The organism is Streptomyces sp. SID4985, assembly GCF_009863025.1.
Taxonomy (GTDB): domain Bacteria; phylum Actinomycetota; class Actinomycetes; order Streptomycetales; family Streptomycetaceae; genus Streptomyces.
In genome coordinates this window covers 1-22,086 of sequence record NZ_WWIR01000044.1, presented here as the reverse complement: position 1 = coordinate 22,086, position 22,086 = coordinate 1, and the positions used below count along the sequence as shown (strand labels likewise).

20 protein-coding genes are annotated in these 22,086 nt (G+C 72.7%); 7 read left to right on the top strand and 13 right to left on the bottom strand.

Annotation, left to right across the window (positions count from 1 at the left end):
* Window positions 1-56 precede the first annotated feature (56 nt).
* On the top strand, window positions 57-911 hold the full coding sequence (locus tag GTW40_RS01950) for a HEAT repeat domain-containing protein (protein WP_161178397.1): 855 nt from the start codon (window positions 57-59) through the stop codon (window positions 909-911).
* Window positions 912-967: 56 nt separating this feature from the next.
* Here GTW40_RS01950 and GTW40_RS01945 read toward each other — a convergent pair whose 3' ends face one another.
* The 3 genes from GTW40_RS01945 to GTW40_RS01935 form a co-directional block, all read right to left on the bottom strand.
* Window positions 968-1,573, bottom strand: coding sequence for a TetR/AcrR family transcriptional regulator (locus GTW40_RS01945; protein ID WP_161178396.1), 606 nt, complete (start codon window positions 1,571-1,573; stop codon window positions 968-970).
* On the bottom strand, window positions 1,570-2,541 hold the full coding sequence (locus GTW40_RS01940) for an SDR family NAD(P)-dependent oxidoreductase (protein WP_202485249.1): 972 nt from the start codon (window positions 2,539-2,541) through the stop codon (window positions 1,570-1,572). The genes GTW40_RS01945 and GTW40_RS01940 overlap by 4 nt, the downstream gene beginning before the upstream one ends.
* A 67-nt stretch (window positions 2,542-2,608) precedes the next feature.
* A complete protein-coding gene (locus GTW40_RS01935) occupies window positions 2,609-3,565 on the bottom strand; it encodes a helix-turn-helix domain-containing protein (RefSeq protein WP_161178395.1) in 957 nt (318 codons plus the stop codon).
* Window positions 3,566-3,725: 160 nt separating this feature from the next.
* Here GTW40_RS01935 and GTW40_RS01930 point away from each other — a divergent pair, with 160 nt between their 5' ends.
* Window positions 3,726-4,991 (top strand): MFS transporter, encoded by a 1,266-nt coding sequence (locus tag GTW40_RS01930; protein WP_161178394.1) that lies wholly within the window; start codon window positions 3,726-3,728, stop codon window positions 4,989-4,991.
* 91 nt (window positions 4,992-5,082) lie between these two features.
* Here GTW40_RS01930 and GTW40_RS01925 read toward each other — a convergent pair whose 3' ends face one another.
* A complete protein-coding gene (locus GTW40_RS01925; protein ID WP_343245596.1) occupies window positions 5,083-5,754 on the bottom strand; it encodes a helix-turn-helix transcriptional regulator in 672 nt (223 codons plus the stop codon).
* Between the two features lie 204 nt (window positions 5,755-5,958).
* Between GTW40_RS01925 and GTW40_RS01920 the strand changes: the two genes are divergently transcribed.
* Window positions 5,959-6,627 carry an alpha/beta fold hydrolase gene (locus GTW40_RS01920; RefSeq protein WP_161178392.1) on the top strand — a complete coding sequence of 223 codons (669 nt, stop codon included), beginning with the start codon at window positions 5,959-5,961 and terminating at the stop codon, window positions 6,625-6,627.
* On the opposite strand, the gene GTW40_RS01915 is transcribed toward GTW40_RS01920, so the two are convergent.
* The 4 genes from GTW40_RS01915 to GTW40_RS01900 all read right to left on the bottom strand — a co-directional run bounded on the left by GTW40_RS01915 (window position 6,610) and on the right by GTW40_RS01900 (window position 10,884).
* Window positions 6,610-7,752 carry an alpha/beta fold hydrolase gene (locus GTW40_RS01915; RefSeq protein ID WP_161178391.1) on the bottom strand — a complete coding sequence of 381 codons (1,143 nt, stop codon included), beginning with the start codon at window positions 7,750-7,752 and terminating at the stop codon, window positions 6,610-6,612. The two genes, GTW40_RS01920 and GTW40_RS01915, sit on opposite strands and share 18 nt — an antisense overlap.
* A gap of 172 nt (window positions 7,753-7,924) precedes the next feature.
* Window positions 7,925-8,644 carry an alpha/beta fold hydrolase gene (locus GTW40_RS01910; RefSeq protein WP_343245595.1) on the bottom strand — a complete coding sequence of 240 codons (720 nt, stop codon included), beginning with the start codon at window positions 8,642-8,644 and terminating at the stop codon, window positions 7,925-7,927.
* A gap of 32 nt (window positions 8,645-8,676) precedes the next feature.
* Window positions 8,677-9,000: a DUF5132 domain-containing protein gene (locus GTW40_RS01905; protein WP_161178389.1), complete on the bottom strand. Its 324-nt coding sequence runs from the start codon at window positions 8,998-9,000 to the stop codon at window positions 8,677-8,679.
* Window positions 9,001-9,111: 111 nt separating this feature from the next.
* Complete coding sequence (locus GTW40_RS01900) at window positions 9,112-10,884, bottom strand: DUF885 domain-containing protein (RefSeq protein ID WP_161178388.1); 1,773 nt, start codon at window positions 10,882-10,884, stop codon at window positions 9,112-9,114.
* A gap of 175 nt (window positions 10,885-11,059) precedes the next feature.
* On the opposite strand from GTW40_RS01900, the gene GTW40_RS01895 reads away from it, so the two are divergent.
* The 4 genes from GTW40_RS01895 (at window position 11,060) to GTW40_RS01880 (ending at window position 16,710) form a co-directional block, all read left to right on the top strand.
* Window positions 11,060-12,661, top strand: a complete 1,602-nt coding sequence (locus tag GTW40_RS01895) for an ABC transporter substrate-binding protein (RefSeq protein WP_161178387.1) — start codon at window positions 11,060-11,062, stop codon at window positions 12,659-12,661.
* 77 nt (window positions 12,662-12,738) lie between these two features.
* A complete protein-coding gene (locus GTW40_RS01890) occupies window positions 12,739-13,725 on the top strand; it encodes an ABC transporter permease (protein ID WP_161178386.1) in 987 nt (328 codons plus the stop codon).
* Window positions 13,726-13,729: 4 nt separating this feature from the next.
* Window positions 13,730-15,688, top strand: coding sequence for a dipeptide/oligopeptide/nickel ABC transporter permease/ATP-binding protein (locus GTW40_RS01885; RefSeq protein WP_237525280.1), 1,959 nt, complete (start codon window positions 13,730-13,732; stop codon window positions 15,686-15,688).
* Window positions 15,685-16,710 (top strand): ABC transporter ATP-binding protein, encoded by a 1,026-nt coding sequence (locus GTW40_RS01880; protein WP_202485263.1) that lies wholly within the window; start codon window positions 15,685-15,687, stop codon window positions 16,708-16,710. The genes GTW40_RS01885 and GTW40_RS01880 overlap by 4 nt, the downstream gene beginning before the upstream one ends.
* A gap of 14 nt (window positions 16,711-16,724) precedes the next feature.
* On the opposite strand, the gene GTW40_RS01875 is transcribed toward GTW40_RS01880, so the two are convergent.
* The 5 genes from GTW40_RS01875 to GTW40_RS01855 form a co-directional block, all read right to left on the bottom strand.
* Window positions 16,725-16,904 (bottom strand): hypothetical protein, encoded by a 180-nt coding sequence (locus GTW40_RS01875; RefSeq protein ID WP_237525289.1) that lies wholly within the window; start codon window positions 16,902-16,904, stop codon window positions 16,725-16,727.
* A gap of 31 nt (window positions 16,905-16,935) precedes the next feature.
* Window positions 16,936-17,673, bottom strand: coding sequence for an SRPBCC family protein (locus GTW40_RS01870; protein WP_161178384.1), 738 nt, complete (start codon window positions 17,671-17,673; stop codon window positions 16,936-16,938).
* Between the two features lie 30 nt (window positions 17,674-17,703).
* Window positions 17,704-18,951, bottom strand: coding sequence for a cytochrome P450 (locus GTW40_RS01865; RefSeq protein ID WP_161178383.1), 1,248 nt, complete (start codon window positions 18,949-18,951; stop codon window positions 17,704-17,706).
* A gap of 10 nt (window positions 18,952-18,961) precedes the next feature.
* Entirely contained in the window at window positions 18,962-19,183 is a 222-nt protein-coding gene (locus tag GTW40_RS01860; RefSeq protein WP_161178382.1) for an MbtH family protein, read from the bottom strand.
* A partial coding sequence (locus GTW40_RS01855; protein ID WP_161178381.1) for a non-ribosomal peptide synthetase occupies window positions 19,183-22,086 on the bottom strand: 2,904 nt, incomplete at its 5' end. The genes GTW40_RS01860 and GTW40_RS01855, both read right to left, overlap by 1 nt.

Sequence of the window (22,086 nt, the reverse complement as noted above, 5' to 3'; positions counted from 1 at the left end):
CGAGGGAGCAGCCCACTCGGTGACCGGTGACACCACCCGACCGTAAGGTGAACGGCATGACGGCGGCGATGGATGAACAGGCGGCGGAGCGCTCGGCACTGCGGCACGCCTTGAGTGAGCTGGACGCGCGGCTTGCCGACGCCACCTTGCGCGGGCCCGGGGCACACCTCCGGTTCGAGCCCTGGGTGGAGCGACTGCGGACACCGGCGGCCGCGTTCCTGCGGCCGGACCTCGAACGGCGGCTCGCTCGGCACGTCGACGCCGACGACTCCTTCGCGCGGGACCGGATCGCCCATGTTCTGGCGGGCGCCTGTGGTGCGGCCGCGCTGCCCGCGCTGTTGTGCGCTCGGGAAAGCGATCGCAACGACGACGGGGACACTCTGGAGCTCACTCTCCTCGATCTGTTCTCCGCGTGGCCGGAGGAATCGATCAGGCTGGTCCTGGAGTGCCTCGGCTCGGCCGATCCCAGGACCCGTCGGGTCGGCATGTGGGGCGTGACGGTCATCGACTTCGGCGGTGCGCGGTACTTCGGGCTGGTGGCCGACGCGGCATCCGACCCGGACCCGCAGGTGCGCGCCGACGCGATGAGTACCCTCAGCACCATCTTCGGCGTCGGCGACCCGCCACGAGCCCTGGCCGTCCTGCTCACCGGCGCCCGCGATCTCGCGCCCGAGGTGCGGCGCAGCGCGGTTTCGGCCCTCGGCTCCTCGCGGGAGGAGGAGGTGACCGACCTCTTGGTCTCCTGTGCCGAGGACGCCGACCGGTGGGTGCGGTTCTGTACAGCGTGGTCCCTGGCGCGCCGACCCGGCCCGACGGTCCGGGCCGCGCTCGAACGGCTCGCGGCGGACGAGGACGGTGACGTGCGCGACGCGGCGCGTACGGTCATGGGGTTGCAGGTCGCGCCGGGGTGACGCGAGCCGACTGTCTGGTTCAGCCCTTCAACGAGCCCGGCGTAAGGGCCGGCCGGTCATGCCGCAGCGGTGCCCAGCAGGAGGTCGAAGGCGTCGTTCGCCTCGCGGAGCACCGCCGTCGCGTCGTGGCCGCCGAGGCGCCACGCCGTCTGGTAGCAGGCGAGGGTCAACTGGGCGGCGAGGACGGCGGTGGGCGGCGGGGTGCCGTGGTCGATGAGGTGTTTCTCGAGGAGGCCGGCGTAGTGCCGGGTCTTGCGGGTGTGGCGGTCCTCCAGCTCGGGGTGCTGCTTGACCAGACGGTGGTACACCGCGTAGTGGCCGGGGTCGCGGGCGGCCTCGGTGCAGAGCGCGAGCAGCAGCAGCCGTGATGTGGTCAGTGCCTGCGCGAGATCCCGGAGCGGCTCGGCGGGTGCGTCGCGCATGGCCGCGGTGAGTGCGCGCAGGAAGTCGTCCTCGGTGGAGAAGACGACTTCCTGCTTGTCGCCGAAGTAGCGGAAGAAGGTGGTGCGGCCGATCTCGGCCCGCTGGGCGATCTCGTCCACGGTGACGACATCGAACCCCCGCTCCATGAAGAGCGCGAAGGCCGTCTCGATGATCCGTTCCCGGGTCTGGCGGCGTTTGCGGTCCCGCAAGGACTCCACCGGAGACTTGTTCGCGTTCATTCGACCAGGATATCCGCCTGTCCTGCCCGGCGGTCGGCGTCGACGAGGAGGGCGGCCTCGCGCCACAGCTCCTCCTCGCGGGCCTCGTCGTACGACTCCGGCGACGAGGGGACGGCGCGGCCGCGATCGAGGTAGGAACCGGTCCGGGCGGTCGGTCCGGTCAGGATCGTCTCGGCGAGCCGGGCACCCGCCTGCTGCGGCGTCATGCCCCGGCCGAGGAAGCGCTGAAGCTGGAAGAACCCGTTGAGCACGCCCCGCACGGGCCCCGGGGCGTGGCGGAAGAAGTCGGTGCCCGCGACGAGCGCCGGGTTGTAGGAGTAGACGCCGACGTCGTCGGGCAGACGGCGGGCCAGCGCGTGGGTCAGATGGATGATGCCGAGTTTGCTGGTCGCGTACGCCCGCCCGGCCTCCCGCGCTCCACCGGGGCGGGGTGTGGCCAGTCGTTCCGGCGTCTCCCAGCGCGGCGGCGGCGTGGCGCCGAGCGTGTAGCGGAACTGCCCGAAGTGGCAGTCGCTGGAGGTGAGCACGATCCAGCCCGGACCGGTGAACCGGGGCAGCAACTCGCTGACGAGCAGGTAGTGGGACAGCACGTTGACCCCGAAGGTCATCTCGTACCCGTCCGTGGTGCGCAGGTCGGTCGTCGTGACCGTCAGGCCGGCGTTGCCGAGATAGCCGCCGAGCGGCGGGAGTTGACCGGTGTCGAGCCCCCGCAGGACCTCCTTCACCGCCCGCCTGATCTCGGCGAGCGAAGCGAGGTCGCAGTCCACTCCTGTGACCCCGGAAGCGCCGGTGGCCGCGACGAGTTCCGCGGCGAGGCGTTCGCCGTCCCGGCGGGCCAGCGCGACGTAGTGGTCCTGCGGCCGTTCCCGGATCAGCAACTCGACGGTCTCGCGGCCGAATCCGCGGGTCACTCCGGTTAAGACGACGGTCCGGCTGTCCATGGCGGACTCCTTGGTATCAAGTTCCATGTGGTACTCGGTACCGTAACATGCGGTGGTTCGCTTCGCGTCGGGTACGGCAGGCCGGAGTTCCCGCTCAAGGAGTCGGGATCGTCCGGTCGGAGAACGCGGCCCGGTACTCGGTCGGCGACACGTCGAGGATTCTCCGGAAGTGCAGGCGGAGGTTGGAGCCGGTTCCCAGTCCGACGCGCTCGGCGATCCGGTCGACCGGGAGCTTCGTGGTCTCCAGGAGCGCGCGGGCGGCGTCGACCCGGGCACGCAGGACCCACTGCAACGGCGTGTCGCCGGTCTCCTCGGTGAAGCGGCGCATGAAGGTGCGCAGTGACATTCGTGCGTGCGTCGCGAGATCGGCGACGGTGAGCTGCTCGTGCAGGCGTGTCAGCGCCCATTCCCGGGTCGCCGCGAGGGTGTCGCCGTGCGGTTCCGGGCTGCTTCGGGGAAGGTACTGGGCCTGGCCGCCGGTCCGGTGGGGCGCCGTCACCAGACGGCGGGCGATGTCGTTGGCCACGCTCACACCGAGGTCGCGCCGGACGATGTGCAGGCACAGGTCGATGCCCGCCGCGACACCGGCCGAGGTGAGGACCGAACCCTCGTCGACGAACAGCACATTGGGCTCCACCACGGTGTCGGGATGGCGCTGTGCCAGCAGTTCCGCCGCGTCCCAGTGCGTCGTCGCGCGCCGCCCTTTCAGCAGACCCGCGTCGGCCAGGGCGAACGCGCCGTAACAGATCGACGCGATGCGGGCCCCTCTCGCATGCGCCCTCCGAAGCGCTTCGTGCACCTCGGCCGGGACCGGTCGGCCGACCGGCGCGTAGCCGGGGACGATGATGGTGTCCGCCCCGGTCAGCGCGTCGAGACCCTGCGGCACCGCGTACCCGAAACCCTGACTGGACGGCACCGTTCCCGCGACGACCCCGCACACCGTCAACTCGTACGGGAACCCGTCACGCGGCTGGAACACCTGGGCCGGGATGCCGACGTCGAGCGGGAGCGCCCCCTCCAGCACAAGCACCATCACCCGGTGTGAACTCATCGTCGTCCCTCTCCTCGGCTCGCGGTGATCCAACCCCGTGGCGGAATCCTCGCATGTATTGGCATTCTTGCCGCTGGAGGGTGTCGTCCCACCGCTCGAAACTGAGTGGGCCGTCCAGTCGGGTGCGGTCCTACGTCGAGTGGAGAGGGATTCCATGCCCATGCCGCGTCCAACGGTTCCGCCGGTCGTCGCCTTCGTCACGTCCGCCATCGCGTTCACGGCGGTGATGGCGGCTGCGGGAGCACCGAGCGCCCTCCTGGTCGTCTACCAGCAGCACTGGCACTTTCCCGACAGCGAGTTGACGGTCGCGTTCGCGATCTACGCCTTCGCGCTCCTCCTCGCGCTTCTCGTCATCGGTTCCCTGTCGGATCGCATCGGCCGCCGTCCGGTGCTCGTCGCGGCCCTCGCGCTCCAGGCGGTCGCCATGGTGGTGTTCCTGATCGCCCCGGGCATCGGCGTCGTCATCGTCGCGAGGGCACTGCAGGGCTTCGCGACGGGAGCGGCCACGAGCGCGTTCAGCGCCTACATCGCCGAGGTCGCACCAGTGGCGCTGAAGAAGGTAGCGGCACTGGTCGTGAGCATCGCATCCGTCGCCGGACTCGGCATCGGTGTCGCCCTCACCGGCGTCGCCATCCAGTTCGCGGCAGCACCCGCCACGGTCGTGTTCGGAGCCGCACTCGCGATCGTCGTCGTCGCCCTCGCCGTCACAGCGGCCTCGCCCGAGACGGTCGGTGGGCGTCAAGGGAACGGCGATGCCCTCGTGTCACGCGTCGGCGTTCCAGCCGCCGCCCGGACCGCGTTCGCTCGCACCGCCCCGGGGATGATCGGCATCTGGATGTCGGCCGGGCTGGTTCTCGGCCTCGGGGCGTCGATCGTTCATCAAGCCCTGCACATCACCGGCGGAGCCGCCCTCGGCCTGGTCGTCGCGGCCCAGCCCCTGGCCGCGGCCGTCTCCGCGCTCGTACTCGGCCCGCTGATGCCACCCCGGCGGTTCATGCTCGCCGGATACGCGGCGGTCCTCGCCGGTGTGTCGCTGGAGGCGTGCTCGTTCGCGGCGGGCCGCGCCTCGCTCATCATCTGCGGCGCGATCGTCACCGGCCTCGGCTTCGGCGCCGTCTTCTCCAGCACGCTCGGGCTGCTTGTCCCGCTGACGCCAGCGCAGGAGCGCGCGACGCTGTTCTCCGCCGTCTACGTCGTCGCCTATCTCGCGTACGGCATCCCCACCATCGCGGCGGGCTTCCTCAGCGACGCCATCGGTCTGGTGCCCGCGGCCATCGTCTACGCTGCCGCGACACTTGCCGTAACAGCCGCTGGGCTGATCGTCTCGCTCACCCGGACGGGATCGATGCCGAGGGACGCTCTCTCCGGCGTCGGGCGCGAAGCACGAGCGCACGACGTGCGAGCGTCCGCGTCGAGCGCGGAGTAGGCCGCGACGACGCCGTCCGCGTATCGGGACCGGTGCCACGGGACCGCGACCGGTGCCACGGGATCGCGACCGATCGGGCGACCACCGGCGGCTACCTGGTCCGGGTCCGGTAGCGGCCGGGCGTCGTTCCGACGACGGCGCTGAACGCCGCGATGAAACTGCTGGGGTTGGCCCACCCGCAGGCGTTGGCGGTGTGGGTGGTGTCGTGGCCGTCGGCGAGGAGCACGAGCGCGTGGTAGAGGCGTAGCTGCGTGCGCCACTCGTAGAAGGTCATGCCGAGTTCGCCGCGGAACAGCCGGCTGAGGGTGCGGGCGCCCGCCCCGATCCTCTTCCCGAACTCGGCCAGCGTGGCGTTGTCCGCCGGGTCCTCGGACAGCATCCGGGCGACGGCCCGCAGCCGGTCGTCCCGCGGCTCCGGCAGGTGCAGCGGCTGCTCGTCCGCCTCGCGGAGTTCCTCGACCAGGACCCGGACCAGGCGGGTGCGCGCGGAGCGGCTGTAACCGGGCGTGGTGTCGTCGTAGTTGCCGGGACCGGTCAGGGCGAGCACGACCTCGCGGGCGAGGTCGGAGGCCAGGAACACGGCGGGACCGTCCGGCATGAACCGTGCGAGGGACGGCGTGAGGAAGACGATCCGCATGTCGGTGTCGCCGTGCGCGCGATGCTGGTGAGTGAACCCGGCGGGGGTCCAGGCGACCCGGTTGGCGGGAACGACCGACGTGCCCCGCTCGGTGTGCACCGCCAGGACACCGCCTGCCGCGTACACCAGGTGTCCCCGCGCGTGCGACCGCGTCGCGCTCGTCCCGCCCGACGGCCAGAGGTGACGCCCACCGGAGGGCCACACATATGACGTCACGTCGGCGGACCGGCGAGGTTGGCGGTGAACAGGCATCGGTTGGCAGCCTAGCGGTAGCAAGCCACTCCCCGATCCGGTGAGATTTCCTCCATGCCGAGAGAGAAGGAGAGAAACGTGGCGACGTTCGTTCTGGTACCCGGCGCCTGGAAGGGCTCCTGGTCGTACGAGGCGGTGGTTCCGCTGCTGGAGCGTGCCGGTCACACCGTGCACGCCCTGACCCTGACCGGTCTGCGGCCGGACGACGACAACGCGACGGTCGCGACCGCCAACCTCGACACGCACGCCGACGACGTGGTGCGGCACCTCGACCGCCACCACATCACCGGCGCGACGCTGGTCGGCCACAGCTACGCCGGGATGGTGATCGCGGCCGCCGCCGACCGCGCCGCCGCCCGGATCTCACGGCTGGTGCACCTGGACGCCTACGTGCCGCGCGACGGCGAGTCATGTTGGACGTCGACGAACGAGCACTTCCGGGAGGTGTTCGCTGCCGGAGCCGAGTCCACCGGCTATGCCGTTCGACCGCCGCACGGCGGCGATCCCCGCCGCCGTCCCCATCCCCTCGCCTCGTTCCTGCAGACGGTCCGGCTGTCGGGCGCGCTCGACCGGATCCCCCGTCGGGAGTTCGTCTACTGCTCGGGATGGGAGGACCGGACGCCGTTCGCCGCACTGCGCACCCGACTCCAAGCGGATCCCGAGTGGCGCGTCCACGACCTCCCCACCGGGCACGACGCCATGCACGAGGCCCCGGAGGCGGTTGCCGCACTACTGCTGGGCGACTGAATCCGGTTCGGCGTCGGTCAACAGGGAGTTGACGACCTCTACGACGAACTCGGGTACCCGGTCCGGGAAGTCGTGGCCGGTTCCCTCCGGGGTGTAGATCCTGCGGGCCGCGCTGGAGGCCGCCAGGAAGCGGTCTCGCACGGTGAGGAAGAAGTGCCGTACCCGGGCGTTCTCCTCCGGATCGTCGACCGTGTCGAAGACCGCGCCGCCGCCCGTCAGATCGCGGGGCGCCACGACGAGGAGGGGCAGGGAGCCGAGTTCGCCGTCGTGCACGACCGTCTGCCAGCCGTTGCGGGTGATGCCGTCCGGTGACAACTCGCGCAGGATCGACGCGGCGGCGCAGCTCGCCCTGGTCCTGGACTCGACCGTGGCGAGGACCTGGGCCGGATCGTCGGCAGGCTGTGCCTCGTTCCTGGGCAGGAGAGGGTGGAGGCCGAAGAGGTGGCGCAGCGCGCGGAGAGCCTGGTCCCGGCCGGCGTGCCGCAGGGTCGCGAGCGACGGGCCGAAGGCGACGACATCGGGCGGGGTGGGATCGAGCAGCACCAGACCGGCCACCAGATCGGGGCGGCGCCTGGCGGCGTTGGCCATGAGGAGCCCCCCGAAGGAGTGCCCCACGAGGACGAAGGGCCCTTCTTCGCCCGCCCGCTCCAGCGCGGTGAGCAGTTCGACGGCTTCGGCCGCCGTCGTGCGCGGGAACGGGCCCGGGTCGCTCCAGCCGGAGCCCGGACGGTCCACCAGGACCGAACGCGTGCGTTTCCGCGTCAGCGCGTGCAGGTGGTGCATGGCGTAGCCGCCTGCATGGCCGCCCGGCATCCACACCACCGTGGGCCCCGACCCGGCGTCCCCCTCGGCGAGGACGTGCATCCGATGGCCACCCACGTCCACCAGGCGGCCGGGCGGGGGACAGCTGAGGCCGACCCGCCGCACATGCACCATGTGACGCAGTGACCCGAGTCCGAGCGTGAGTGCCACGGCGCAGAGCGCGCCACCGAGAACGCGCCGACCGCGCCCCCGGGTGACGCACCATCCGCCCACGGCCGCCGGTGGCAGGGCGATGACCAGCCCCGCCCAGTCCCGGCTGAGCAACTGCAGTGCCGCGTCGGCGGCGCGTGCGCCCGGTCGCATGGTTCCCTCTCCCGTCCCGGCCATGGTGGCCGCCGTCAGGGACACCGCGCGTGTGAGCACCCGGCACAAGCATCGTCCCCCGAGATCCCCGGAGGCGCCATGCGTGGTGCCGGGGCGTTGTGGTCACAGGGGCGCTGACGGATGCGCACCGGTACGAGGAAGCAGGGTGCCGTCAGGTCGGGCCGGTCCCGCACGGGCGCGCGAGGCGTGCCGCCACGTCCGCGACCACTTCGGCCTCCCGGGCCGCGAGATAGAAGTGGTCCCCGGGAAACGAGCGCAGCTCGAAGGAGCCCGGTGCGGTGAGGTCGGACCAGGCGTGGACCCGGTCGAGTGCGCAACTCGGATCGTCCCGGCCGACGTACGCGGTGATCGGTGCCTTGACCGGAGTCGGACGCGTGGGGCGGTAGCCCTCGATGAGCCGGTAGTCCGCCCGGAGGGCGGGCAGCAGCAGATCGCGCAGTTCCGGGATGTCGTATGCCTCGGAGTGCAGGTCGCCGAGGCTCTGGACGCGGCTGATCAGGGTGTCGTCGTCGGCGCCGTGCAGTGCGGCGCGTTCGGTGCGATGCGGGGCCTCGTGCGCGGAGACCAGCAGCTGCTCCGGGACGGTGCCGCGGGCCTCCAGGCGCACAGCCAGCTCGTAGGCGACGCACGAGCCCATGCTGTGCCCGAACAGCGCCAGCGGCCGGTCGAGCCATGGCTCCAGGGCGTCCTCGATCGCGTCGGCCAGGGTGGCCATGTCCTCGACGCAGGCTTCCGCGAGCCGGTCCTGGCGGCCGGGGTAGCGCACGGCGAGCACCTCGACGTCCTCCGGCAACAGCGCGGGCCAGCCGTGGAACAACTGCGCCGTGCCGCCCGCGTGCGGGAAGCACACCAGCCGAAGCCTCGGGTCCACCGGGCGCCGGTGGACCCGAAACCACTTCCCGGTCACGACGCGCTTGCGGCGGCTCGGGCAGCGGCGGAACCGGCGCGACGCCCCTTGCGGGCGGCCTGGTGCGTGCCGTCGGCCGCCGAGGCGCCGGTGGCAGTGCGGTGCTCGGCCTCCTGCGTCAGCTGGACGGCGAGGACCTCGGCGGTCGCCTCGGCGGCGATGTCGTGGAGTCCCTCACCGGCTTCGTGGACGACACGTTTGACGCTCATCCCCAGGCCCACCGACGTTCTGACAAGCCCTCGCAGGACGGGTTTGCCGAACTTCTTGGCCACGGAAGCGGTGATCAGGCCGATCAGGAAGGGAGGTACTACGGGAGGCATGGCAGGACGTCCTTCTCTTCTGCCGGGAGGGCGATGACGGAAAGGCGACGAGCTCTTCGTCACGGAGAGTATCCGTGACGAAGCGAGAAGTCACCGGTTCGGCCGTGGCCTTCACTCGTTCGAGGAGAAGAGGCCGCCCGTGACGGCCTGTTCATGCCCTCGGGAGCCCAGGGCGCCGCGCGTCTCCCGCGCCACCCGTCGGCGGAGCACGGGAAACGGCAGCGTCCCGCCGCCCAGCACGGCCTCGTGGAAGGCCCGCACGTCGAAGGCGTCCCCGGCGTCACGTTCGACCGCTTCCCGCAACGCCGTGAACTCCGCATACCCCGCCCGGTACGTCAGCGCCTGTCCCGGCAGATCGGTCGAGTAGCGCAGCAGCTCGGTCGTGATCTGCCCGTCGGACTCGGCCGCCCCGTGGGCGCTCATGAAGGCGCGCGCCTGCTCCAGTGTCATCGTCCCGAGGTTGAGGCCGGTGTCGATGACCAGGCGCTGCGCGGTGAACCGCTCGTGGGCCAGGCGTCCGTACGCGTCCCACGGGTCGTCGTACAGTCCCATCTCCCAGCCGAGACCGGCGGCGTACTCCGCCCAGCCCTCCTCGAACCCGCCGAACGGCACCAGTTCGCGCCGCAGGTCGGGCAGCGTGGTGTCCTCGGCCTGGCGGGCGAGGTGGAAGTGGTGGCCGGGCGCGAGCTCGTGGTGGATCAGCGCGGCCGAGCCGAGCAGGGAACGGTGCGCCAGGTCCGAGGCGTTGTAGCGGTAGTGGCCCACCGGCCGGGCCGCGGTCGGCGGGTCGTAGTAGCCGTACGTCATCGACTTCTCGAGCGCCGGGTCGAGGCGGGCCACGCCGTAGGGGGCCCGGGGCAGGACCGCGAACCAGCGCGGCAGCAGCGGGGCGAGCCGGTCGAGATGTCCCAGGTAGCGGTCCTCGACCTCCTCCGGGGTGACGGCGTACAGGCGGGGCTCGGTCGCGAGGCGGGCGTGGAACTCCGCCTCCGTTCCCGTGAAGCCGAGTGTGTGCCGCAACTCCCGCATCCGCTCGCCGAGTTCACGGCAGTGCTCACGGCCGAGCGCGTGGAGGCGTTCGGGCGGTGTGTCGCCGGACGTGTACGTCCGGACGAAGGCCCGGTACGCCGCCTCGCCCTCCTGGTAGTGCGCCCAGCCGACGGTCCGCGGTGCCCGCCCGAGGTAGTCCGGGTCGCCCACGAGGGCGAGGAGCCGGTCGAACGCGGGCTCCAGCTCGGTGGCCACGATCCCCGCCACCGCGTCGCGCAGGCGCCCCCGGCTCGCGGCGTCGAGTCGCGTGACCCGCTCGGCGTCCACGCGGACGTACCGGGCCGCCGACGCCCGCAGCCGCCCGAGGGTGGAGCAGACCCCGGCCAGCGCCGGGACCGGGACGCGGAATCCCCGGGCCGCCTGCCCGGCGGCCTTGTCGGCGACCGTCGCCACGCAGCGCGCCAGATCCCGCACGAGGGACACGTACCGGTCCACGTCGGCCCGGTGCTCGAAACGGTACGGCCGGAACACCATGTCCCCGTACTGCTGGAGCCGGAAGAGCCGGTACGGCGTGGCGGTCGGGGTGAGCCAGTGGAAGCGCCCCGCCTCCGCCTCCTGTTCGGCCAGCGCCCGGAGGAAACCCGCGGTGTCGGCGGCGCGGCCGGACAGCTCCGCGGGCCGTAGCGTGTCCAGCCGCTCCAGCACCCCTGCCGCGAACCGGCCGCGCTCGTCGTCCTCCGCGGCGGACACCCCCGGCAGCGACTCGACCGGCAGCCCGCGGCGCGTCCGCAACGACGGCTCACGGGCCAGCAGGAAGTCCCAGTACGCGGCCGCGAGCCGGTCTACCTCCCGCGCCGCCGAGCCGTCCGGGTGGTCCGATGGTTGGTTCGCCATGGCGCCAGTGTGCGCCCGGGTGACGGCAGGTCAGGACGTACGCGTGCACCGCGAGTCGGGCACGTGCACCGCGAGTCGGGCAGGCTCACTCGGACGGGGGAATCGGTCCGCCTCGTTCGTGTCCAGGCCCGGAAAGCCCGTCCGGCGCCGTCGGACCCGGTGGCACGATGCCGCCATGCACCGCCGCACCGTGTCGTTCTCCAGGGCCCGGTCGGCCGCGGCCGCGGTGGCGTTGGCCGCTGTCGCCTCGGCCGTGTCGGCGGGGTGTGGCGGTGAGACGTCGTCGACCCACACCCCCGTCGTGATGGGGGGCACTGTCACCGTCGCCACCGCCGCCGAGACGCCGGACTTCCATCCGTACGCGCAGTTCGGCTCCGCCCTGGCCCCCTACGCCTACGACTCGCTGGTCAGCACGGCGCCGGGCGGGCGGGTGGTGTCCGGGCTGGCCCAGACCTGGCACGACGGAGCCGTCTCGGCGAGCTTCACCCTGCGCAAGGGCGTGACCTGCTCCGACGGCACGCCGCTCACCGCCTCCGGGGTGGCCCGCTCGCTGCGGTACGCGGGCGATCCCCGCAACCGGCTCGTCGGCGCCAGGGCGGCGCTGCCCGATGTGCCGTTCACGGTGTCGGCCGACGACGCGGCACGGACGGTGTCGGTGCGGACGGCCTCACCGTACGGCTTCATCCTGCGGACGGTCGGTCTGCTGCCCGTCGTCTGCCCGGCCGGGCTCACGGACCCCGGCACGCTGGAGCGGAGCACGCGGGGCACCGGCCCGTACGTGCTGAGCGGCTACACCTCGGGCGGCCCGTACGTCTTCACCCGGCGCAAGGGGTACGCCTGGGGGCCGGGGGGAGCGACCAACGCGGCCCCGGGACAGCCCGAGCGGATCGTGGTGTCGGTGGTGCCGCAGGAGTCCACGGTGGCGAACCTCCTGCTCACGGGCGGGGTGAACATCGCGGCGGTGACCGGCCCCGACCGCGCGCGGCTGACCGGACACGGCCTGGCCACCGCGCGGGTACCGACCGTCGTGGGGCTCACCTTCTTCAACGAACGGCCCGGCCGCCCCCTGAGCGACCCCGTGCTGCGCCGGGCACTCGTGGGGGCCCTGGACCGCAAGGGCCTCGCCAATGTGGCGATCGGCGGCGAGGGCACGCCCGCGAGCCACCTGACGGCCGCGGATTCCGTCTGCCACGCGGACGTGGCCACTGCCAACCTGCCCTCGCGCAGTGCCGTGCGGGCCCTGGGCGCCGCGGGCTGGACGAAGAACGCGCGGGGCAGGCTGGCCAAGCGGGGCCGACCGCTGAAGCTGCGGCTGCTCAGCAGCCCCGACTTCGGCTCCACCCTTCCGTCGGTCGCCGAACTGATGGCCGCCACCTGGCAGGCGCTGGGCGCGGACGTCGACCTCGTCAGCGAGAGCCGCAACGCGGTCGTACAGGCCATGTACCAGAGCGGGGACTTCGACGTCGTGGTCGGCAGCTCGCCCGGCCCACCGCTGCCCGCGCAGCTCACCCCGTACTTCTCCGGCCCGCCGCCCTCGCGGGGACTGAACTTCGCCCACGTCACCAACCACGCCTACGACCGCTTCGCCGCCCTCGCGCTGCGCGCGCCGGGCACCGCCGGGTGCGCGGACTGGAACCGGGCCGCCGCGGCGCTGTTCCGCTCGGCCGACGCGCTGCCCGTCGCCGACGGCACGGGCACGGTGTACGGCTACCGGACGACCTTCGCCGTCGCGCCCGGCGGCCGGGTCGTACCGACCAGCATCCGCCTGCACAGATAGTGGCGGACGCCCCGACCGGCATCCGCCCGCACAGGCAGCGGCGGACGCCCGCCCACGACCAGCCGAGGGGAACCCGTATGACGACCGTGTCCGCGCGGCTCGGCGCCCTGACCCGGCGCCACCCGTGGGGGGTGTTCTGCTGCCGTCGCGCGGTGCGGCTGACGCTCTCCCTCCTCGTCGTCGTCACCGCCTCGTTCGCGATGATCCGGCTGGTACCCGGCGACCCCGTCCGGGCCGCGCTGGGCGTGGACGCGCCGCCGGACCTGGTGGCGGCGAAACGGCACCAACTCGGCCTGGACACGGGCCTGTCGGCACAGTACTGGCGTTACCTGCGGGACCTGGCCCATGGAGATCTCGGGGTCTCCCTGGTGACGGGCGAGCCGGTCGCCGACCTGGTCGGCGCGCGTCTGCCGACGACCCTGCTGCTGGCCGTCCTGGCCTTCGCCTGCGTACTCGTCGTCGCCCTTCCCGGCGGGCTGCTCGCCGCGGTGTGGACCCGCGGAGGGCGGCGGCCCCGGGCGGAACTGGCGTTCACCGCCACCACCTCCGCCCTGGCCGGTGTGCCGGACTTCGTGCTCGCCGCGGGTCTCACCGCGGGACTGGCCGTCGGTCTGCGTCTCTTTCCGGCGGCCGGTGACCTCGGTCCCCAGTCCTATGTGCTGCCCGTGCTCGCGCTGGCCCTCGCTCCGGCCGCGGTTCTCCTGCGGATCGTCCGGGTGGAGACGCTCAAGGTGCTCGCGGCCGACCATGTGCGCGCCGCCCGTGCGAAGCGGCTGCCCGCCGCCCCGCTCTGGCTGCGCCATGTGGCACCGAACGCCCTGACCGCGTCGCTGACGCTCGCCGGGAACCTGCTGCCGGGCCTGATCGCGGGAACGGTACTGGTCGAGAAGGTCTTCGCCTGGCCCGGCATCGGGTCGGCGATGGCGCAGTCCGTGGCCGCGCAGGACTACGCGGTCGTCGAGGCGACCGTGCTGGTGATGGGCTCGGCCGTCCTCGTCGTGAACTTCCTCGTCGACTTCGCGCTCGCGCTGCTCGACCCCCGCTCGGTCATCCGGGAGACGTGATCCGATGGTGCTGCCCCCGCCCTCGCCCTCTTCCTCCGTCCCCGCCTCCCCGGGCACCGACGCCGGCCGGTCACGTGCGTGGCGGTCGGACTGGGCCTCGCCCATGGGCGTGGTCACCCTGGCGATGCTCGCCTCGCTCGCCGTACTCGCCGTCGCGGGAGCGGTGTTCTGGGGGCAGGCCGCCGACCACCCCGACCCGTCGTCCGTACTGCTGGCACCCACCGCGGGACACCCGCTCGGCACGGACCGCCTCGGGCGGGATCTGCTCGCCCGGCTGCTCTCGGCGACCTGGCTCTCCCCGCTGCTCGCCGTCGGGGCCACGCTCATGGGAGCCTCGGCGGGGATCGGGCTCGGCGCGCTCACCGCCGTCGTGGGCAGACGCGCACGCCGTCTGCTGGGAGCCCTGATCAACCTCCTGCTCGCCTTCCCCGCGCTCCTCGTCACGATGTTCTTCGCGGCCCTCTTCGGCGCGGGCGCGGGCGGGGCCGTCTGCGCACTGGCCATCGCCTGCGCACCGGGCTTCGCGCGCATCACACAGACCCTCGCCGCCGAAGTCGCCGGAACCGACTTCATGGCGGCGGCACGCGTGCTGGGCCTGCGCCGCCACCGGCTCCTCCTGCGCCATGTCCTTCCGCACATCGCCGAACCCCTGATCCTCAACACCACGGTCACGGCGGGCTCGGCACTCGTCGCCCTGTCGGGACTGAGCTTCCTCGGCCTCGGGGTCCAGCCCCCTTCGTACGACTGGGGGCTCCTGCTGAGCCAGGGGCTGGACCGCGTCTACACCGAGCCGCTGCCCGCCGTGGCACCCGGCATCGCCATCGTCTACGCCGCCGTGGCCTTCCAGTTGCTGGGCGAGATGCTGGCCGGAGCCGCCGTACGACGACCCCGCCCACGGCGGCTCGCCGAGGAACGCGCGCTCCACGCACGTACCGGCCCTCCGGCCGCCGCCGACCACGTGCTGGAAGTGGAGGACCTGCGGGTCGACCTGCCCACGGCGGACGGGGTGCTCCGGCCCGTCCGCGGTGTCACGCTCGCCCTGCGGCGCGGCGAGATGGCCGGGCTGGTCGGCGAGTCCGGCTCCGGCAAGTCGCTGACGGCGCTCGCCCTCGCCGATCTGCTGCCGGACGGCGCCCGCGCGACCTGGGGCACCCACCGGTTCCTCGGCGCGGACGTCGAGTCGTTGTCGCGTGCGGAGCGGCGGGGGCAGCTGGCGACGGGAATGGCGATGATCTTCCAGAACCCGGCGTCGGCCCTCAACCCGTCGCTCCGCATCGGCACGCAGATGACGGAGGCCGTACGCACCCACCGAGACACCCCTCGTGCCGAGGCCGTCGAACAGGCCCTGGCCCGACTGCGCCGGGTGGCGCTCCCCGGCGGGCGCCGGTTGCTGCGCTCCCGGCCCTACCAGCTGTCCGGCGGCCAGCGGCAACGGGTGGCGATCGCGACCGCCGCCATGATGCGGCCCGACCTCATCATCGCGGACGAGCCGACGACGGCCCTGGACGTCACCGTGCAGCGGCAGATCATGGACCTGCTCCGCGACATCCGGCGCGACGACGCCACCGCGATCCTCTTCATCAGCCATGACATCGCCCTGGTCGCCGACGCCTGCGACCGGGTGCTGGTCATGTACGGGGGAACGGTCGTGGAGAACCTGCCCGCCCGTGAACTGGCGACCGGCGCACGGCATCCGTACACGCGCGCCCTCGTCGCCTCGGTCCCGGACCTGGACGCCGACCACGACCGCCCCCTCCACACCATCGAGGGAGGGCCGCCCGATCCGTACGACGCGCCTCCGGGCTGCCCGTTCCACGACCGCTGTCCGCACCGGCTGGACCGATGCGCCGTGGAGAGCCCCGTACTGTCGCCGCTCGGCCCGGAGCACGACATCGCCTGCTGGCAGCCGGTGTCGCGGGCACCGCTCGGCGCACAGCGGGAGACGGAGGAGGCGGACCGGTGAGGGAAGGCACAGGGCTCGCGCTGTACGACGTCACCGTCCGCCACCACGGGCCGTCCGGGCCGGTCACGGCGGTGGACGGGGTGTCACTGGAGGTACCCCGGGGCACGACGGTCGGCCTGGTGGGCGAGTCCGGTTCGGGAAAGTCCACCCTGGCACGGGCGGTCGTCGGACTGGACAACCCCTGCGCCGGGCGGATCACGGTCGGCGGGCTGGAGTACCGGGGGCGCCGGGCGGCCGACCGGCGGCGGCTCGGCCGACAGGTCCAGCTGGTGTTCCAGGACCCGGACACCGCGCTGGACCCGCGTATGACGGTGCGTCAGTCGCTCGCCGAAGCGGCCGGGGCCTTCGTCCGGCTGGACCGACCCGGTCGCGAACGGCGCGTCGGCGAGCTGCTGGCACTGGTCGGCCTCGACGCCGGATGCGCCGACCGGGTGCCTCGGCAGCTCTCCGGCGGCCAGCGCCAGCGCGTGGCCGTCGCCCGCGCGCTGGCCGTCGATCCGGCGGTTCTCATCGCCGACGAGATCACCTCGGCGCTCGACGTGTCGGTCCGGGCGGCGCTCCTCACCATGCTCCGGGACCTGCAACGACGCCTGGGCTTCGCCATGTTGTTCATCAGCCACGACCTCGCCGCCGTCCGCCACGTGTCGGACGCCGTCGCCGTGATGTACCTCGGCAGGATCGTCGAGAACGCGCCCACCGAGAGCCTGCTGCGCGGCCCGAGGCATCCCTACACCCGGACCCTGCTGTCCGCCGTACCGAGCCTGCGCGCCGGACGGCGAGCGGCCGAGCTACCGCTCCTCATCGGAGAGGTGCCCGACCCCGTGTCACCGCCGGCCGGGTGCCGCTTCCATCCGCGCTGCCCCGAGGGACCGGACCGGCTGCCCGGGCGGGACGTCTGCGCCGTACGCGACCCCCGGCCGGAGGCGTCCTGGCAGCCGGACGGCGTCGCAGCGGCCGGGCAGCCGTACGGCGTCGCCTGCCACTTCCCGTGGGGGCCGGTGCGACCGGCACCGGCCCCGTGACCGGGACGGGCCCTTCAGCGGCCGCGGGCCGTGCCGAGCTTGGCACTCAGCACCGACAGGAAGGTCGGCAGCCGGTCCACCGCGGACTTGGGGACCGGGGTGACCTGGACCGTGTCCCGCACCACGTCCTGCACGACGAGCTTGTAGGCACCGTCCTCCTGGACGAGTTCGGCGGTGTAGAGCAGTGTTTCCACCAGAGGTCCTCCGGTTGTCTCGGGTGACGGATCAGGCGCCGTTGAGCCAGGCGTTCCACACCTTGGTGGCCCGCTCGTCGTCCGCGTCCTCGGCGAACAGGTGGTGGCCCACCCAGATCGGCCAGTTCCAGGAGCTGCCGTTGAAGAACCGGTACAGCGCGTCCGGGCCGCGCAGGCCGACGAAGTCGGGGTTGATCCAGTCCACGACCACCTCCTCCGGGCCCCCGTCGGCACCCGGGACGTCGAGCGTCAGCCGGTCGCCGACGGCCGCGTCGTCGGCGAGGCCGAGACGGCGGCGCAGCGCGGCGAAGTCGGCGGGGTCCTCGGTGCGCTCGCTGCGGCCCGCCTTGACGTAGACGGCGGGGCGCCCCGCGAAGTGCCGCAGATACTCGGCCAGGCCGTGCTGGTAGAAGTCGACGTGCTTCTCGGCCGCGTCCGACTTGGTGTCCCAGTAGTCGTCGACGACTCCCGTGTGCACCCAGTGGATTCCCATCCGCAGATGGCTGGTTCCGTCGTCGAGCGGTTCGATCCGGTAGGTCAGGGTGTTGGAGAACCCGTCGTCCATGGACACGCGCACGGCGAAGTGGTGCGGCGGCTCCCAGGCCACGACGGTGCCGTCGGCCCGGGTGACCTTCCCGCCGACGTGCGGCTCCACCTCCATGGGATACAGCCAGCCGAGGTTGCCCTCGCCGGTGGCGACCGCGTGCCAGACCTGCTCGGGCGTGGCGGTCAGGTGCTGCTCCCGGCGGACCTCGAACTCTCGCGCCATGGTCGGTTCTCCTTCGTCGTCGTTCATGCGTCAGTAGGTGAGCGGCAGGGCGGTCAGCCGCCGTTGCAGCGGGTTGGGCCGCCAGTCGAGGGCCGCGCCGTCGGCCAGCCGCAGGCGCGGGAGCCGGCGGACCAGCGTGCCGACGGCCACCTCCGCCTGGAGCTTGGCCAGGGGACCGCCCAGGCAGAAGTGCGGCCCGTTGCCGAAGCTCAGGTGCCGGTTGCCGGAGCGGGACAGGTCGAGCCGGTCCGGGTCCTCGAAGCGCTCGGGATCACGGTTGGTCGCGGCGAGCAGCAGATACACCAGCTCGCCCTCGCGCAGCGTCCGCCCGTCGATCCCGAGGTCCTCGGCCACGACCCGGACGATCGCCTGGGTCGGGGTGTCGTAGCGGGCGAGTTCGTCGACGGCCGTGCGGATCAGCGCCGGGTCCTCGCGCAGCCGGGCCAGCTGGTCCGGGTGGCGCAGCAGGGCCAGGACGCTGTTGCCGATCAGATGGGTGGTGGTCTCGTCGCCCGCGGTGATCAGGACGAAGCAGGTGGACAGCAGCTCGGAGTCGGTGAGCCGGTCGTCCTGCGCCTGCGTCGCCACCAGGGCGCTGATTAGGTCGTCCCCCGGGGCGGCCCGGCGCCGACGGACCAGCCGGGCGAGGTACTCCTCGTACTGCCCGATCGCGGCCTCCGACTTCTCGAGGTCCTCGGAGAGCCGCCCGAAGCGACGGAACCAGCCCTTGACCTGAGTTCGGTCCTCGGGCGGAATGCCGAACAACTCGCAGACCACGGACAGTGGCAGCGGTGAGGCGACCGCCTCGATCAGGTCCATGGACGGCCCGGCCGCGACCGCCTCGTCGACGAGCCGGTCCACGATCCGCTGGATGCCCTCGCGCAGGGCCTCGACCCGCCGGGCGGTGAAGGCGCGGTTGGCGAGCTTGCGCAGCCGGGCATGGTCCGGCGGGTCGGTGTTGGTCATCACCCGCCCGAGCCGGTCGGTGAGTCGGCTGAAGGCCTTGAGGTCGCCGCCGAGCGCGCCGTAGGCGCGGGTCATCCTGTCCCGGTCGTTGGACAGCCGTAAGTCTCCCAGCGCCGCCTCGACGTCGGCGTACCGGGTGAGGTACCAGATGCCCTGGGGGCTGCGGTGGACCGGGCTCTCCTGCCGCATCCGGGCGTAGAAGGGGTACGGGTCCCGGCGTGCCTCGGGCGTGTGCAGCGCTGCGGCGAGGTCGCCGGGCGGGACGGGGCCCGCGCTGCCGCGGGCCCCGTCCAGGGTGTCGGTGGAGTTCACGTCGGTCGCGCTACCGCTGGGCTTCCATGGCGTCGACGAGGCTCTGGGGCCGCATGTCGGTCCAGTTCTCCTCGACGTACTCCAGGCACGCGGCGTGGGTGTCCGGGCCGTGGGCGACGGTCCACCCGTCCGGGACGTCCGCGAACTGCGGCCACAGCGAGTGCTGGTTCTCCTGGTTGACGAGCACGAGGAAGGTGCCGTCCTGGTCCTCGAAGGGGTTGGTCGTGGACATCAGTCCTCCTGGTTGGGGGTGGGGGTGTCACCGGTGACCTCGGCGAGCCTGGCGGCCAGGATCGGTCCGATCTGGGCCAGTGAGCCCGCCTGGGTCATCCGGTCGTGCCGGGTGGTGATCTCGTGCGAGTCGAGACGGCCGGTGAGGTACGGGCGCCAGAGGGCCGGTCCGGCGTCGTCGTGGTCCCGGTCGATCGTGGAGTTGAACAGCAGCAGGTCCCCGTCGAACCGGCCCGGGACGAAGTCGACCGCCAGCTTCGCGTTGTTGATCATGATCTGGACGACTACCTCGATCTGCGGCCCCGTCAGACCGGCCAGCGCGCTGCCCCGTTGACGCAGGATCCCGGCCACCTCCTCATGGGTCAGCGGCCGGTCGCCCAGCTCGTCCAGATTGCAGTCGAGCATCCCGACGAGCACGTCCCGCTCGGTCGGCACGGGCACCTCCTCGAACGTCACGTCCTTCACCGGATAGGCGTCGAGAATCGCCAGCAGCGCGGTCCGCTCGCCCTGCGCCTGCAACTCGCAGGCGACGGCGTGGGCGATGAGCCCGCCCGCCGACCAGCCGAGCAGCAGATAGGGGCCCTCGGGCTGGATCTTGCGGATCTGGCCCGCGTAGTCGGCCGCCATCTCCTCATAGGACGACGGCAGGGGTTCGGGGCGGCCGAGGCCGCGCGCCTGGATCGCGTACACCGGGTGGTCCGAGCCGATGTGGTTCAGGAGCCCGCTGTACGACCAGCTGATGCCGCCGCCGGGGTGGACGCAGAACAGCGGTGTCCTGGTGCCCGTCGTGCGCAGCGGCAGCAGGACGTCCAGCGCGTCGTCGGGATCGTCCATGATCAGACGTTCCGTGAGCCCGGCCACGGTCGGCGCCTCGAACAGCGTGCGCAGGCCCACCTCGACGCCGAGGGTCTCGCGGATGCGGGAGACCAGCCGGGCGGCGAGCAGCGAATGGCCGCCCAAGTCGAAGAAGCTGTCGTCGATGTGCACCTGGTCCCGGCCGAGGGCCTGGGCGAACAGGTCGCACAGCAACTCCTCGCGGGGCGTCCGGGGACCGCGCCCGCCGCCCGGCGCACCGTAGTCGGGCACCGGCAGGGCGGCCCGGTCCAGCTTGCCGTTGGCGGTCAGCGGCAGCGTGTCCACCGTGACGAACGCCGACGGCACCATGTACTCGGGCAGTTCGCGGCGCAGCCGGTCGGACAGCTCGCCCGTCTCGGGGGCACCCCCGTCAGCGGGGACGAGATAGGCGACGAGCCGCTTGTCGTCCGGCTGGTCCTCGCGGACGACGACGGCCACCTGGCCGACGCCCGGACAACCGGCCAGCACCGCCTCGATCTCGCCGGGTTCGATCCGGAAGCCGCGCAGCTTGACCTGGTGGTCGGCGCGCCCGGCGAACTCCAGCGTGCCGTCGGCCAGCCACCACGCCAGGTCGCCAGTGCGGTACATCCGGCTCCCGGCCGGACCGTAGGGATCGGCGGTGAACCGCTGCACTGTCAGGCCGGGACGGCCGACATAGCCCCGGGCCACGCCCACCCCCGCGAGGTACAACTCGCCGACCACGCCCGGCGGCACGGGCCGCAGCCGGTCGTCGAGCACATAGGCGCGCATGTTCGCCATCGGGCGGCCGATCGGCACGGTCGCCGCGTGCTCGGGGAGTGTGTCCACCGGATGGCAGGTGGCCAGGGTCGTGGCCTCGGTGGGCCCGTAGCCGTTGACCACCGTGATGCCGGGGCAGGCCTCCCGCACCCGGGCGACGGCGGCCGGGGACACCACGTCGCCACCGGTCCACACCTCGCGGACCCCCGCGAGCAGGCCCGGCCGCTCCTCGGCGACCAGCCGGAACAGCCCGGCCGTCAGCCACAGCCCGGTCACCCCGTGCTCCTCGACCGTGTGGTGCAGCAGATCGAGGTCGAGCCGCCCGGGCGGTGCGACCACGACCCGGCCGCCGCCGAGCAGCGGTACCCAGTGCTCGTACGTCGACAGGTCGAACGCGGTGGGGGAGTGCAGCAGCACCCGCTCGTGTCCGCCCCCGCGCCAGCACGGGGTCAGGGCGTGGGCGATCACGTCGCGGTGGGTGACGGCCACGCCCTTCGGGCGCCCGGTCGAGCCGGAGGTGTACATCACGTACGCCAACTGCCGTGGATCGCACGGCACTTCGGGGTCGGAGGCGTCGGACTCGGTCTGGATCAGCGCGCTCAGCACGTCCTCGGTGAGGACCAGCGCGGCCCCGGACTCCTGGAGGATCAGGCCGATGCGGGACTGCGGGAACCGGGAGTCGAGGGGCACATAGGCACCGCCCGCCTTGATGATCGCCAGGATCGCCACGACCAGGTCCGCCGAGCGCTCCATCAGGACCGCGACCGGTGTCTCCGCCGCCACGCCCTGGCGGATCAGTGCCCGCGAGAGGCGGTTGGCCCGCTGGTCGAGTTCCCGGTAGGTCAGCACGGTGCCACCCGCCACGACCGCCACCGCGTCCGGTGTGGCCCGCGCCTGCCGGGCGAACAGCTCCGGCAGCGCGGCCCCGGGCAGTTCCACGGCGGTGTCGTTGAACTCGGAGAGCAGCCGGTGGCGTTCCTCGCCGGGCATGATGTCGACCTGGCTGATCGGCCGGCCGGGATCGGCCGCCACCGCGCGCAGCAGGCGCGTCCAGCGGTCGAACAGCAGCTGCACGGTGGCCGGGTCGAACAGATCGGTGGCGTACTCCACCGCACCGGCCATGCCGTCCGGGCTGCCGTCCGGACCGTACTGCTCGGCCAGACTGAACGTCAGATCGACCCGCGAGGTGCCGGTCGGTGCCTCCAGGTGGCCGGTCGAGAGACCCGGCAGGGCGAAGTCGCTCACCGGAGCGTTCTGCAGGGCCAGCATGATCTGGAACAGCGGGTGGTGCGACAGCGACCGGGCCGGGTT